The 13,770-nt window shown below is 69.1% G+C and carries 9 protein-coding genes; 1 reads left to right on the plus strand and 8 read right to left on the minus strand.

What is annotated here, in order from left to right; all coding sequences use genetic code 11:
• Nucleotide 1 precedes the first annotated feature (1 nt).
• The 8 genes from Q344_RS0101225 to Q344_RS22815 form a co-directional block, all read right to left on the minus strand.
• The gene (locus tag Q344_RS0101225) at nt 2-1,663 is read right to left on the minus strand and encodes an amidohydrolase (RefSeq protein ID WP_028285041.1); all 1,662 of its coding nucleotides are present in this window, start codon (nt 1,661-1,663) and stop codon (nt 2-4) included.
• A 3-nt stretch (nt 1,664-1,666) separates the two neighbouring features.
• Nucleotides 1,667-2,899 (minus strand): serine hydrolase domain-containing protein, encoded by a 1,233-nt coding sequence (locus tag Q344_RS0101230; RefSeq protein WP_051630185.1) that lies wholly within the window; start codon nt 2,897-2,899, stop codon nt 1,667-1,669.
• 63 nt (nt 2,900-2,962) lie between these two features.
• A complete protein-coding gene (locus Q344_RS0101235) occupies nt 2,963-3,991 on the minus strand; it encodes an ABC transporter substrate-binding protein (protein WP_028285043.1) in 1,029 nt (342 codons plus the stop codon).
• A 23-nt stretch (nt 3,992-4,014) separates the two neighbouring features.
• Nucleotides 4,015-4,839, minus strand: coding sequence for an ABC transporter permease (locus Q344_RS0101240; protein WP_036538152.1), 825 nt, complete (start codon nt 4,837-4,839; stop codon nt 4,015-4,017).
• Entirely contained in the window at nt 4,832-5,758 is a 927-nt protein-coding gene (locus tag Q344_RS0101245) for an ABC transporter permease (RefSeq protein ID WP_028285045.1), read from the minus strand. Before Q344_RS0101245 ends, Q344_RS0101240 begins: the two co-directional genes overlap by 8 nt.
• On the minus strand, nt 5,755-6,873 hold the full coding sequence (locus tag Q344_RS0101250) for an ABC transporter ATP-binding protein (RefSeq protein WP_051630186.1): 1,119 nt from the start codon (nt 6,871-6,873) through the stop codon (nt 5,755-5,757). Before Q344_RS0101250 ends, Q344_RS0101245 begins: the two co-directional genes overlap by 4 nt.
• Before the next feature lie 77 nt (nt 6,874-6,950).
• The gene (locus Q344_RS22810; RefSeq protein ID WP_051630187.1) at nt 6,951-7,745 is read right to left on the minus strand and encodes a helix-turn-helix transcriptional regulator; all 795 of its coding nucleotides are present in this window, start codon (nt 7,743-7,745) and stop codon (nt 6,951-6,953) included.
• Between the two features lie 210 nt (nt 7,746-7,955).
• The gene (locus tag Q344_RS22815; RefSeq protein WP_051630188.1) at nt 7,956-11,237 is read right to left on the minus strand and encodes an ExeM/NucH family extracellular endonuclease; all 3,282 of its coding nucleotides are present in this window, start codon (nt 11,235-11,237) and stop codon (nt 7,956-7,958) included.
• A 382-nt stretch (nt 11,238-11,619) separates the two neighbouring features.
• On the opposite strand from Q344_RS22815, the gene Q344_RS22820 reads away from it, so the two are divergent.
• Nucleotides 11,620-13,767, plus strand: a complete 2,148-nt coding sequence (locus Q344_RS22820; RefSeq protein WP_051630472.1) for a DEAD/DEAH box helicase — start codon at nt 11,620-11,622, stop codon at nt 13,765-13,767.
• Nucleotides 13,768-13,770 lie beyond the last annotated feature (3 nt).

Raw genomic sequence — 13,770 nt, forward strand, 5'->3', positions numbered from 1 at the left:
CTCAGGTCGCGGAATAGCTTGTCCGGCCGCCGCAGATCGTCATGCGGATCCCCATCTTTGACAGGGCGGTCGGGGCGGTCGCCTCGATGTCGCCGTCGAGGATCACGATGTCGGCCAGCTTGCCGGGCGCGAGCGAGCCCTTGATCGCCTCGGTGTGCTCGGCATAGGCGCCGCCGATCGTGTAGCCGCGCAGCGCCGCCTCGAGGGTGAAGCGCTGGTCGGGCACGCCATCGGTCCAGGCGGCGCGTGTGGTCGCGGATTCGAGCCCCAGCAGGATCGACACCGGCGAGACCGGCCAGTCGGAAGCCAGCGCGATATGGGCCCCGTTGTCGGCCAGCCGCTGCCAGGCGAAGGCGTCCTCCCAGCGGTCGCGACCGATGTTGGTGAGCGTCGGCTCCAGCGGCAGACCGGCGCATCCCGGCGCGTGCGGCGGCTGGATCGAGGCGGTGATGCCGAGCGGGCCGAGGCGGGCGAAATCGCCCGGCGCCACCAGTTCGAGATGCTCGATCCGGTGCCGGATGCCGCTGTCGCCGTTGGCCCTGCGCGCCGCCTCGAAGCCGTCGAGGACGCGGGTCGTGGCGGCGTCGCCGATGGAATGCACCGCGATCTGAAGCCCCATGGCGTCGATCTTCGTGGCGAGCGCGGCGAAGCGGTCGGCCTCGAACCGGCCGGTGGAGCGGAAGCCCGGCTGGCCGGGGTAATCGTTGTGCACGAAGGCGGTGCGGCTGTCGATCACGCCGTCCATGAAGAACTTCACGAAGCCCGAGGCGAGCCATTCGTCGTTCCAGCGGGCAGTCATCTCCTCGGCACGGGAAAGCTCGGACTCGTCCATGTCGGGGACGAAATGGAAGGGCACGCGGACGCGAACGTCGAGCTCTCCGCGGCGGCGGAGCTCGTCGAGAAGCTCGAGCGTGTAGAGATTGCCGTCCATGTTGACGATCGAGGTGATCCCGTGCCGCGCCACGTGGTCGAGACCGCGCTTCATGTGGGCCAGGTCCTCTTCCCGTTCGGCGGCCGTCGGGGCGGGGTCGGGCTCCCCGCCCGTGTTCAGCCCCTCCATCATGCGCGCCTGCCCGCCAAGCGCCAGCACCGGGGCGTAGGCTTCGGGCTCGTAGAGCGCGCCGGTGGCCAGCCCGTCCTCGCCCATCACCACCTCGTGCCCGGGCGCCGTCTCGCGGCCATGGAGGACGCCCGCCGCGTCCAGCGCGGCGGTGTTGGCCCAGACGGTGTGATGGTCGTGACCGACCAGCGCCAGCGGGCGGTCGGGCAGGATCTCGTCCAGCAGCGCCTTGGGCGCGCGGTCGCCGAAGACGCCGTAGTCCGGTGCCTGGCAGGTGATGAGCGGCCGGTCCGGATGCGCCGCGGCAAAGTCGCGGATCAGATCGCGCATCCTGTCGGGGTCGGCGAGGTTGTCGAGCTGGAGGTTCATCAGCTCCGCACCGCCGATGAAGAGGTGCAGGTGGCTTTCGATGAAGCCCGGCAGCACGGTGCCGCCCTGCGCGTCGATCCGGTCGGTCCCGGGGCCGGCCAGCGCCTCGATCTCCGCTGTGCTGCCGACGGCGAGGATGCGGTCGCCGGCCATCGCCACCGCCTCGGCCCGGGGGGCGTCGGGCTCCATCGTGAGGACCTTGGCGTTGGTGATGATCCGGTCGGCCTGTGGCATGTCTCAGTGTCCTTCGGTAAGCGCGCTGCGGATCGCATCGATGGCGCGGAACGTGTCGGCGGTCAATTCCGGCATCAGGAAATCGGGCCAGGTGGAAAGCTTGGTCACCACCAGATCGCTTTCCGGGTCGACATAGATCAGCTGTCCGAAGACGCCCGCCGCGTAGACGTCGCCGCGGTCCGCGTCGCGGATCCACCAGAACCGGCGGTAGGCCCCGTTGGGCGAGACGAGCTTGCGCGCCTCGCCGAAGACCGAAGGGTCGCCGTCGCGCATCTGGTCGATCCAGCCCTCCGGCACGATCTGCGTCTCGCCGGCGCGGCCCCGGTTGCGGACCAGGAGGCCGATCCGGGCGAAATCCCGGAGCGTCGCGTTGAAGCCGCCGTCCGCCAGCGCGGTGCCGGCCGTGTCGACGGTGAAGCAGGCGTCCCGGGCCGGGCCGATCCGCTGCCAGATCCGCTCGGACAGCAGGGGCGCGAGCGCCCTGCCGCTTGCGCGTTCCAGCGCCCAGGCAAGCACGTCGGTCTCGATCGAGCGGTAGTCGAAATCCGAGCCGTGCGGGCGGATGCGGGGCAGGGTGGGGATCACGTCGCGGATCGTCGTGGGGGCGGCGCCCTGCGCATGGGGCCGCCAGCCCGAGGCGATGTCGATCCGGGTCATGTCGCTGCCGGGGGTGTTGTAATCCTCGGTGAAGCGGACGCCCGAGCGCATGTCGAGCACCTGGTCGAGCGTCGCGTCGCCGTAGCCGCAGCCTGCGAGTTCGGGGATCAGCGTCGCGAGCGGCGCGTCCAGGTCGAGCGCGCCTTCGCCGTGGATCACGCCGGCGAGCAGGCCGGTCACGGATTTCGCCACCGATTGCGACAGGTGCAGCGTCTCGGGGGCCATGCCGTTGAAATAGCGTTCGAAGACGACCCGGCCGCGATGCATCACGAGGAAGCCGTCGGTATAGGTGTCGGCCAAGACCCGGCTCAGCGTCGTCCGCCCGGTCGACAGCGGCACGGCGAGGTCGTCGAGCGGTTGCGGCGCCTCCTCCAGCCGGGCCACGGGGCCGAAGCCGCGGAACACCTCGACCGTGGGGATCAGGCTGCGGACGTTCTGGAAGCTCCAGCGGTTGAACGGCGCAAGGTCCCAGTTCTCGAGCGTCGGGCGCTTCTCGGGCGGGGGCGGGAAGCCCTCCATGATGCCAAGCTGGCGGGCCGTCTTCGGCGCGGCTTTCGGGGGCAGCGTCAGGTTCGCCATGGCAGGTCCTTCGGGGAAATCGGGCTTGGCGCGCGGGGCAGGCCCCCGCGCGCCGGTCGGGCCTTACTGCTTCAGCCGGGTCCAGACCTTGTTGTAGAGGTCCACGACCTCCTGCGGGCAGGGGGTCACGAAGTCCGGGTCGGGCGCGTCCGCCGGCATCACGATCTCGGGCGCCTCGAGCATCTCGGCGTCCATGAATTCCTCGGATCCCTTGATGCCGTTCGCGTAGCGCGCGAAGTTCGAGGTCATCGCCGCGTTCTCAGGCTCCATCATGAAGTTGATGAAGAGCTTCGCGTTCTCGAGGTTCGGCGCGCCCTTCAGCACGGCCACGTTGTCCATCCAGCCGGTGAAGCCTTCCTTCGGATAGGCGTATTTCAGGCTCGGCCGCTGGGCCCGGGCGCGCATCGCGGCGCCGTTCCAGGTCTGGGACAGGTCGACGTCGCCCGAGGTCAGCTTCTCGATGGTCGAGTAGTCCATCGTCCGCCAGTCGGCCTTGGCCTTCATCAGCAGCTCCAGCACCTCCTTCATCTCGTCCGGGTTGCCGTTGCAGCGCCCGTAGCCGAGATACCGCAGCCCCGCGTTGATCACGTCGTTCATGTCGTTGAGCATGTTGATGCGGCCCTTCAGCGGCTCGGGCGCGTCGAACATGAGGGCGAGGGTGTCGATGTCGCCGTCGAACACCTCGGTGTCCACGGTGAAGGAGGTCGTGCCCCACTGGTAGGGGATCGAGTAGTTCCGCCCCTCGTCCCACCAGACGTCCACCCACTTGGGATCGACGTTGCCGAAGTTCTCCATCTCGTTCGGCTTCACCTCTTCGAGCAGGTCCTGCTCGATCATCACCTTCACCATGTAATCGCCCGGCACGACGATGTCGTAGCCGGTGTTCCCGGCCTGCACCTTGGCGAGCATGGTCTCGTTCGAATCGTAGCCGTCGAGGTTGACGGTCACGTCGAATTCCTTCTCGAACTTCTCTATCATCTCGGGGTTCGTGTAGTTCCCCCAGTTGTAGATGTTCAGCTCGCCCTCCGCGAGCGCCGCCGAGGCGGTGAGCGCCAGCACCGAGGCCGCGGCAATGGTTGTGTTTCTTTTCATTGTCTTACTCTCCTGTTGGGCCGTCATTTTTCCATCCGCCGCTGCACGAAGAAGAGCAGGACGACCAGAAGCACCGAGACCCCGACGAGGATCGTCGAGACGGCATTGATCTCGGGCGTGATACCGCGGCGGATCGCGCCGAGGATGTAGATGGGCAGCGTGGTCTCGCCGGGGCCGGCCACCATCAGCGTGATGATGACGTCGTCGAGCGAGACGACGAAGGCCAGCATCGCGCCCGCCACGATCCCGGGCATCAGGAGCGGCAGGGTGATGTGCCGGAAGGTCTGCCAGGGCGTCGCGTAGAGATCGGCGCCCGCCTGCTCCAGCACCAGCGTCATGTCCTCGAGCCGGGCCCGGATCGGCATGAAGGCGAAGGGGATGCAGAAGGCCGTGTGCGCCGCCATCAGGTAGCCGATGCCGGTGACGCCCGTCGCGGTCTTGATCAGCGCAAAGAGCGAGAGCGTGGCGATGGCGGTGACGATCTCGGGGATCATCAGCGGCTGGTTGATGATGCCGTAGGCGAGGCCCTGTCCCCGGAAAGATGCGGTGCGGGTGGTGGCGAGCGCCGCCATGGTCGCGGCGGCGGTCGCGACGACCGTGGCCACGAAGGCGATCTTCACCGAGACCCAGGTGGCGTTGCGGATCCCGTCGTTCGACAGCGCCGCCTCGTACCAGCGGAACGAGAATTCGGTCCAGCGCACCACCGAGCGGTTGTCGTTGAACGAGAAGATGACGAGCACCGCCAGCGGCAGGTAGAGCGCGATGATGCAGAGCCAGGCCACCGTCTTGAAGCCGGGCATCGCCTTGAGGTCGCGGGCCCTGGGGCCCTTCCGGATCGCCTCAGCCATGGGTGCGCCTCCCTCGGCCGGCGGAGGCCGCGTAGATCAGCAGGACGATGATGACGAGCATCATCAGGATCAGCGCCGCGGCCGAGCCGAAGGGCCAGTTGCGCGAGGATCCGAACTGGATCGCGATCATGTTGCCGATCATCAGGCTCTTGCCGCCGCCCAGGAGCTCCGGCGTGATGTAGGCGCCGAGCCCGGGGATGAAGACGAGGATGCAGCCCGCGATGATGCCGGGCTTGGCCAGCGGCGCGATCACGTGGCGCAGCACCTTCCAGCGCGAGGCGTAGAGGTCGTAGCCCGCCTCGACCAGCCGGAAGTCGAGCTTCTCGAGGCTGGCGTAGAGCGGCAGCACCATGAAGGGCAGGTAGGAATAGATCAGCCCGATGAAGACCGCGGTGTCGGTGTAGAGAATGGAGATCGGGCTGTCGATCAACCGCAGCTTCATCAGCGAGATGTTCACGAAGCCCTCGTCCCGGATGATCAGCAGCATCGCGTAGGTGCGGATCAGCAGGTTCGTCCAGAACGGCAGGGTGATGAGGAACAGCCAGAAATTGCGCTGGTTGCGGGGCTTCGTCGCGATGAAATAGGCGGTCGGGAAGCCAAGGATCAGCGTGCCGATCATCGCCCCGAAGGCCAGCCCGATGGAGCGCATGAAGATCGACAGATAGGCCGGATCGAAGGTCAGTGTGTCGTCGAAGATGTCGCGCTCGAACAGGAACTGGACATAGGCATCGGTCGAGAAGTTCCACACCACGCCGCCATAGGTGCCGGGTTCGAGGAAGGAATAGACGACGGTGATGCCGAGCGGCAGGATCGAGATCGCGAGGATGATGATCAGCGCGGGGGCGAGCAGCCCGTAACGGGTCCGGGTGGCGCGCGCCTGGGCCTCGCGGTGCGCGGCGGAGAGGGAGGTCTCGGTCATTCCAGCACCCTCGCGCGGCCGGGCTGGATCGCGATGCCGAGGCGCGCGCCCCGGCTCAGGTCGTGCCCGTCGAGGCCGCCGGGCTGGCGCAGCACGAATTCCTCGCCCGAATTGAGCCGCAGGTGCAGGTAGCTGGCCGCGCCGAAATAGACCACGTTCTCGAGCGTGCCGGTGAGGTCCGCTGTTTCGCCCTGGCCCGCGATCCGGGCGGCCTCGGGGCGGATGGCGACGGCGGCGGGGCCGGTCTGCGCCATGCCCTCGGCGAGGCGGGCGCTGATCGTGGTGCCGTCCTTCAGCCGGACCTGCGCGGTGCCGCCCCCGGCGCCGGCGATCTCCCCCTCGAGGATGTTGATGTCGCCGATGAAATCCGCGACGAAGCGGTGCGTGGGGCGTTCGTAGATGTCCTTCGGCGCGCCGATCTGGAGGATCTCGCCCGAGCGCATCACCGCGATGCGATCGGACATGGTCAGCGCCTCTTCCTGGTCATGGGTGACGAAGACGAAGGTGATCCCGGTCTCGGCCTGCAGGCTCTTGAGCTCGAGCTGCATGTTCTTGCGCAGCTTCAGGTCGAGCGCCGCGAGCGGCTCGTCCAGCAGCAGCACCTTCGGCTCGGGCGCCAGCGCCCGGGCGAGGGCGACCCGTTGCTGCTGGCCGCCCGACAGCTGGTCCGTCCGCCGGTTCGCCATCGCCTCGAGCTGGACCAGCGCCAGCATCTTCTCGACCCGTCCCTGCACGTTGTCCGCGGGCCGGCCCAGCATCTTCAGACCGAAGCCGATGTTCTCGGCCACCGTCATGTGCGGGAAGAGCGCGTAGCTCTGGAAGACCGTGTTCACGGGGCGCTTGTAGGGCGGCAGCGCGGTGATCTCCTGACCGTCGAGAAGGATCGTGCCGCTCGTCGGCAGTTCGAACCCGGCGATCATCCGCAAGAGCGTGGTCTTGCCGCAGCCGGAGGGGCCCAGCAGGGTGAAGAACTCGTTCTCGCGGATGTCGATGTCGACGTTCTTCAGGGCGTGGACGGCGTTCTCTCCCGCGCCGAAGGTCTTCACGAGAGAGCGCGCGCTGATCGCTGCGCGGTCGCTGCGGGTGGATTGTGTCGCGTTGCTGGTTTCTGGCACCTGGACCTCACGTTGTCGTCATCGGAAGGCTAGGAAGTCCGCCGCATGACCGTAAATACCCCAAAGGGGATAGGCCCTCAGGCCATGACCGCCCCAAGGAACCTGGCCAGAAGCTCGGACTGGGACGAGATCCGCAGCTTCCGGTAGAGATTCTTGCGGTGGATCTTCACCGTGCCGACCGCCGTTCCCGTCACCTCCGAGATCGAGGCGGTCGAATGGCCGCGCAGGATCAGCGTCGCGATCTCCTGCTCGCGCGCCGTCAGGACGCCCTCGCCGAAGGTGTCGAGCGCCTCGGTGATCGAGGTGGTGACATCCGGCTGGGGCGGCGGCGGCGGGGCGGGGCGGTCGAAATGCTTGCGCACGAGGGCGGCGATCACCTCGAGCTCGCGCCGCAGAACCGTGACCTCGCGCGACAGGAACCGCGGCTCGCCGCCCAGCCGGCCGAGCGACATGAACAGCGCGCTGCGGTCCGGCAGCCGCACGAGGACCGCCAGCTCGTCGGCGAGGTCGATGTTGCCGTAGTAATGCTTGAAATAGGTCGAGCGGCGGAAGTGGTCCGGTGCCACGTCGCGCAGCCGGAGCACGCTGTCGCCCAGACCCTGCACGAAGGCGTTGTAGATCGGGTCGAGCAGGTAGGCCGTGTCGAGATACTGGTCCACGACAAGCTGGCGCCGCTCGGCCCGGACGGTGTCGTAGACATGGCCGGGCCGCCGGTCGAGGTAGATCCGCGTCAGAAGCGCGCCGTTGAAGGGCACGACGGCATTCACCGCGTTCAGCAGCGCCGGCACGAAATTGGCGGTGTGCAGGGCCGTGATGACGGGGGCGGGCGAGAAGTCCTTGCGGTCGCGGCGGTCGTCGGTCTCCGGCGCCATGTCGGTTGCGCTCCCTGCGGAGCGGCGGGCCCCGTCACATGCATGTTTTCGCAACGATAGGAGGTGGATCCCGCCGTTGCAATTGCGCTGCACGGGTCGAGGGGGCTGCGGCGTCGATTTCGCGTCCCCTGGGGCGAAACTGCCGTGTTTCCGACGCCCTCCGGACAGGCGCCGGGGCCGGGCGGCAGGGAGCCGCCCGGCCGGGGCCCGTCAGGCGAAGAGGAAGGCGTCGGTCTCGATCCGCAGGAACTCGGCCGCCGAGACGGCGAATTCCAGATCGCCCGCCGCCGACAGCTCGACCCGGTCGAAATCGGTGCTGCCCGCAAGATCGGCGAAAACCGTGCCGTTCACGGGGTTTACCGAGCGTTCCTCGACCAGTGCGCCGTCGTCGTAGAACCGCATCTCCGCTGCGCCCGTGCCCGAGAGATCCCGGAACTCGAACATCACCGACAGCGCGTCGCCGAGCCCCGCGGCCTCGTCCAGCGAGAAGCTCATCACCTCGCGCCCGTTCACCACGTCGAGCGTGCCGCCGAGGATCGCCTTCAGGCCCGGCGTCGCGATGCCGAGCCCGTCGCCGGTGCCGGTCAGGAAGACCGGAAGGCGCCCCGGTCCGTCCGCCTCGATGCTGATGCCGGCCTTGCGCACGTCGATGTCGCGGTCGATCAGCTTGACCCGCTGCGAGGAGACGTCCTCTCCGTCCAGCGAATAGGACAGCCGGTATTTCGGGAAGTCGCCGCCGAAGTCGAGCCGGGCGAGCTTTGCGTCCGGGGTGAGATCCAGCCCGATGATCATCGGGTCGTGGTCCGACGAGCGGAAGGCGTCCGGGGCGTAGATGTCCGGATTGTCGGGCTTGAACTCGGTGTTGTAGTCGATCAGCCCGGGCTCGTCGGCATTGATGTGCCAAGGCGCCGCGCCGGTCACCTGTCCGGCAAGGCTGCCCGACCCGATGGCGTAATCGAGCGAGCCGTAGGCCTGAACCTGCCCGGCGGTGGCAAGGTCGAGCGGGAAGGCGTAGCTGTAGGCCTCGGGCGCGAGGTTGACGTAATCGTCCCCGGTCCCGGCGGTGTCGTCGCTGCCCGCGAGAAGGGCGCGGATCGGGTCCTCCATCGCGTAGGCGTTCATGTCCCCGAGGAGCAGCACGTCGCTGTCGCCCGACCCGGTCGGGTCCGAGGCGATCCAGTCCGCCAGCGCCTCGGCCGCGAGGGTGCGGGTGGTGTTCGCATTGCCCGCGCCGTCGCCCTGATCCTCGTCACCGGGCGTGCCATCGACAGGCGATCCCTTGGATTTCAGATGGTTGACGACCGCAGTGAATGTGCCGCCGCCGTCGATCTCGCGGAAGCTCTGCGCCAGCGAGGGGCGCTGGTTGTCGCTGTCGAAGCGCGCATCCACGCTCTTGTCGAGGATCGCCGCATCGCCGATCAGCTGCACCTCGCCCGGCTTGTAGATGAAGCCCACGGCAATCGCGTCCGAGCCGAGCTGGTCGACACCGGGATCGACATAGGCGTAGGTGCCGGCGCCCATCTCGGCGTTCAGCGCCGCGACCAGCGAGGCGATGGCGCTCTCGGGCCCGTAGCCGTCGTTCTCGATCTCGATCAGGCCGACGACATCCGCGTCGATGGCCGAGATGGCGGCGACGAGCTTCTCCTGCTGGCGCAGGAACTCGTCATAGGAGTCGGCCCCGCGCGAGGTGGGGAAGCCGCCGCCCATGCCGTCGCCGTTGAAATAGTTCAGCACGTTGTAGGAGGCGACCTTCAGGCTGCCACCGACCTCGGGCGGGGTTTCCTGCCGCGGGTTGGTGTCCTCGAAGACCGGCGCCTCGGTCGGGTTGATGCGATAGTTCTCGTCCCCGTTGCCGCCGGAGCTGCGGGAATAGCGCACCACGCCGGTCAGCCCGGTCACCGTGTCGCCCGAGCTGAGGCCGTCCGCCGTGCCGTAGGACCCGTCGGGGTAGGGCAGGGTGAAGGGGTTCTGCACCGTCCGTCCGTCGTCGATGGTGATCGTGTTCCGGACCGCGTTCTCCAGATACGCCTGGAAGCCCGCCTGGTCCGGCGCGTTCTCCTGCGTGTAGGTCGCGAGGCGCCCGTCGGCATAAAGCCCGATCTCGCCGTAGCGGCTGTAGTCGAAGAGGTCCGCGACCGTCATCGCCTGCGGCACGTTCACCAGCATCCCCTCGTAGGCTTCGAGGTCCGCGATCACCTGCCCGTCGCCGTTGGTCCGGATGTCCGCGATCGGGAAGGTGATGTCTGCCGCGGTCGGCAGGACATTCCCGCTGGATTCGATGACGATCTGCGAGGCGTTGATCTGGGTCTCGCCGAAATATTCCGTCGCCGTGCCGATCAGGGTGACGCGGTCACCGACCTTCACGTCGGTCATGAAGCTGCCCGCGCCCTCGTAGACGAAGATCCCTTCCGAGGTCATGGCGTCGCCGTCGGCATCCGCATCCTCTTCCTGCAGGTAGAAGCCGCCGAAATTGCGCCCGTCATCCGCGTCGCCGTTCTGGAAGTCGCCGACCACGATGGCCGAGACCTTGACCGTCGCGCCGAAGAAGGGCGTCGCGTCGGTGCGCCCGAACTGTTCGCCCCATGTCGCGGCGTTGCCCTGGATCTCGTGGATCAGCGTGATCCCGAGGTCGTCGTTCCGGATCGTGCCGGTCGCGGTCCCGCCTGCGATCGTGCCGCCGACGGGGGCCGAGAGCGTGACGGTGAAATCCTCGTCGCCCTCGTCATCCGTGTCGCCGGTGACGTCGAGGGTGATCACCTTCTCGCTCTCGCCCGCCGCGAAGCTGACCGTGCCCGAGGGCAGCGCGCCGCCGAAGTCCTGCCCGTCGACATCGCCCGAGACGGTGAAGTCGACCGAGCCCGCCTCGGAGGTGTCGCCGCCGCGGGAGACGGTGAAGGTGAAGCCGGTGGTGCCGCTGTCGCCCTCGGACTGCACCGCGTCCAGCGCGGCGACGGAGAAGGTCGGGCCGGTCTCGCCCGGGGCGAAGCTGCCCGCCGGGAAGGGCGTCGCGGCGGTGGCGTTCGTGCTCTCGCCGTCGAGCGCGTTGGTGCCGGAGAAGGTCCAGTCCGCGGGGTCGAACGTGGCCGAGGGCGTGCTGCCCGGGGCGCGGTAGGCCCAGCCGTCGAGGTAATCCCAGGCCTCGCCGGTGCCGTCCGTGTCCGGATCGCCGAAGACATCCGTGACCACGCCGTTCTCGTAGAGCAGGATGGCGTCGTCGCCGTTGATGTTCGCGGCACCGGAGGTGTAGTCCGGCGCGAAGCCGAAATAGCTGGCGAAGCCGTCCGTCTCCGAGGCGATATAGATCACGTCTCCGGCGCGGGCCGATCCGGCGGGGAGGGTGAACTCCACCCCCGTGCTGCCACCGCCGTTGTTCGCGGATTCGAGCCCGTAGACCGAGAGGTCCGGGATGTCGGCCAGAACGGTCAGCTCGATCGCCTTGGGAATCCCGCCCGTGAGCGGTCCGTCGATGACCCCGGAAATGATGATGGACATGTCTGCACCTCGAATCTGCTGCGAAGAATGATCGGTCGTGCCGGGTCGGGGGCCGGCGCCTCCTTCGCTGGTAGGGGGCCAACGTCAGAGAATGATGACAGTGGGGCGGAAGGGGGCGGCTCTGGCAAGCCGCGCCGGGCCTGCGATGGGGCCTGCGGGGCGCGCGTCGGCGTAACTCCGCCCAACCGGGCCGTCGCGGCGGCCGCTTGCCGCGCCGCTGCCCGCGAAACGGACGGGCGCGCCCGCGCCGGAGCCAGAGCTTTCCGCGCCCCGTGCCCATTTGCCTGTATACTTCCGCCACCGCAGCCTGTATGGCGCCGTTTTCCGCGCGACGCGCGGAGGCCGGTGCATGTCGCGCCGGAGACATGTGGACCGCGCCCCGATGATCACGACCCTTTCCGAAGCCCTCGCAGACCGCGGGTACGAGACCCTCACCCCCGTGCAGGAGGCCGTCACCGATCCCGACCTGCAGGACAAGGACCTGCTGGTCTCGGCCCAGACCGGATCCGGCAAGACGGTGGGCTTCGGCCTTGCCATCGCGCCGACGCTTCTGGGCGAGGCGGACCGGCTCGGCCCGCCCGCCGCGCCGCTGGCGCTGGTGATCGCGCCGACGCGCGAGCTCGCCCTGCAGGTGATGCGCGAGCTTGGCTGGCTCTACGCCAAGGCCGGCGCCCGGGTGGTGTCCTGCGTCGGCGGCATGGACATGCGCGACGAACGCCGCGCGCTGGAACGCGGCGCGCATATCGTCGTCGGCACCCCGGGGCGGCTGCGCGACCACATCCAGCGCGGCTCGCTCGAGATGGACGCGCTGCGTGCCGTGGTGCTGGACGAGGCCGACGAGATGCTCGACCTCGGCTTCCGCGAGGACCTCGAGTTCATGCTGGGCCTCGCGCCCGAGGACCGGCGGACGCTGCTCTTCTCGGCCACCGTGCCGCCGATGATCGCCTCGCTCGCGGGCCAGTTCCAGCGCGACGCCGTCCGCGTCACCACGCTGAACCCCGGCACCCAGCACACCGACATCGCCTATCAGGTGCTGCAGGTGGCCCATCAGGACACCGAGAGCGCGATCATCAACATGCTGCGCTTCCACGATGCCGAGAACGCGATCGTTTTCGCCAACACCCGCGCCGCGGTGGCCCGGCTGACCGCGCGCTTCGCCAACCGCGGCTTCCCGGTGGTGAGCCTGTCGGGCGAGCTGAGCCAGTCCGAGCGGACCCATGCGCTGCAGGCGATGCGCGACGGGCGCGCGCGGGTCTGCGTGGCGACCGACGTGGCCGCGCGGGGCATCGACCTGCCGAACCTCGACCTCGTGATCCATGCCGAGCTGCCGACCAATTCCGAGGGCCTGCTGCACCGCTCCGGCCGGACGGGACGCGCGGGGCGCAAGGGGATCTCGGCGCTGGTCATCACGCCGAAGATCTCGCGCAAGGCCGACCGGCTGCTGAAATGGGCCAAGGTCGAAGCGGAATGGACCGTGCCGCCCTCGGCCGAGGACATCCTGCGCCGCGACGAGGAGCGGCTGGTCACCGACGCCGCCTGGGACGGCGAGATGACGCCCGAGCAGGCCGATTTCGCCGCCCGCCTGCTGGCCGAGCGCAGCCCCGAGGAGATCGCGGCCGCCTGCCTCCGCCTCTATCGCGCGAACCTCTGCGCGCCCGAGGAGCTGTCGCCGCCCGATGCCCGCGCGCCGCGCGAGGAACGGGCCGCCTTCGGACCGAGCGGCTGGGTCACGCTGTCCGTGGGGCGCGCCTCGGGGGCGGAGCCGCGCTGGCTGCTGCCGCTGCTCTGCCGGGCGGGCGACCTGTCCAAGGACGACATCGGCGCGATCCGGGTGCAGGACGACACCACGGCGGTCGAGCTGAAGGAGGAGGCGCTCGAGCCGTTCCTCGCCCGGATCGGCGAGGATGGCGCGCTCGAGGACGGCATCACCGTGCGCCGCCATCAGGGCCCGCCGCCCGAGGCGCCGAAGCGCGGCCCCCGGCCGGAACGCGGGCCGAAACCACAGGGCAAACCGCACCGGGGCAGGGACGGCGACGGACCGGCCCGGCCGGCCAAACCGCGCAGCGACACGCCCTACGCGCCGCGCGCCGAGAAGGCCGAGCGCAGCCATGCGCCGCGCGCCGAGAAGGCCGAACGGCCCTACAAGCCGCGCGCCGAGCGGAGCGAGGCCGCCCCGAAGCGGGAACCGGGGGTCGTGACACCCTACAAGCCGCGCGGCGGGGATGCCGGGGGTCCGAAACCCTACAAGGCCCGCGCCGAGGGCGCCGGCCCGGCCAAACCCTACAAGCCCCGCGCGGAAGCTGCGGCGGAGAAGCCGCACAAGGCGCCCGCCGCGAAACGCGCGGCGCCCGAGGCGGGCGAGGGGGCGGCGAAGCCGCGCAAGGCCAAGGCGGTCTGGAAGGACAAGCCCGGGGCCCAGGGCAAGGGCAAGCCGCGCAGCGGCGGGGACAAGCCGCCCTTCAAGGGCAAGGGCGCCCCGGCGAAATACGGCAAGCCGAAGGGCGCCAAGCCCCGGAGCGACCGGGGCTAGCGC

This window comes from Pseudooceanicola nanhaiensis DSM 18065, assembly GCF_000688295.1.
GTDB classification, from domain to species: domain Bacteria; phylum Pseudomonadota; class Alphaproteobacteria; order Rhodobacterales; family Rhodobacteraceae; genus Pseudooceanicola; species Pseudooceanicola nanhaiensis.

What these genes read in the sequence shown, in the direction of transcription:
- Q344_RS0101225 (WP_028285041.1), bottom strand. Translation starts at nt 1,663, where the DNA reads ATGCCACAGGCCGACCGGATCATCACCAACGCCAAGGTCCTCACGATG.
- Q344_RS0101235 (WP_028285043.1), bottom strand. Translation starts at nt 3,991, where the DNA reads ATGAAAAGAAACACAACCATTGCCGCGGCCTCGGTGCTGGCGCTCACC.
- Q344_RS22820 (WP_051630472.1), top strand. Translation starts at nt 11,620, where the DNA reads ATGATCACGACCCTTTCCGAAGCCCTCGCAGACCGCGGGTACGAGACC.
- Q344_RS0101230 (WP_051630185.1), bottom strand. Translation starts at nt 2,899, where the DNA reads ATGGCGAACCTGACGCTGCCCCCGAAAGCCGCGCCGAAGACGGCCCGC.
- Q344_RS22815 (WP_051630188.1), bottom strand. Translation starts at nt 11,237, where the DNA reads ATGTCCATCATCATTTCCGGGGTCATCGACGGACCGCTCACGGGCGGG.
- Q344_RS0101240 (WP_036538152.1), bottom strand. Translation starts at nt 4,839, where the DNA reads ATGGCTGAGGCGATCCGGAAGGGCCCCAGGGCCCGCGACCTCAAGGCG.
- Q344_RS0101245 (WP_028285045.1), bottom strand. Translation starts at nt 5,758, where the DNA reads ATGACCGAGACCTCCCTCTCCGCCGCGCACCGCGAGGCCCAGGCGCGC.
- Q344_RS22810 (WP_051630187.1), bottom strand. Translation starts at nt 7,745, where the DNA reads ATGGCGCCGGAGACCGACGACCGCCGCGACCGCAAGGACTTCTCGCCC.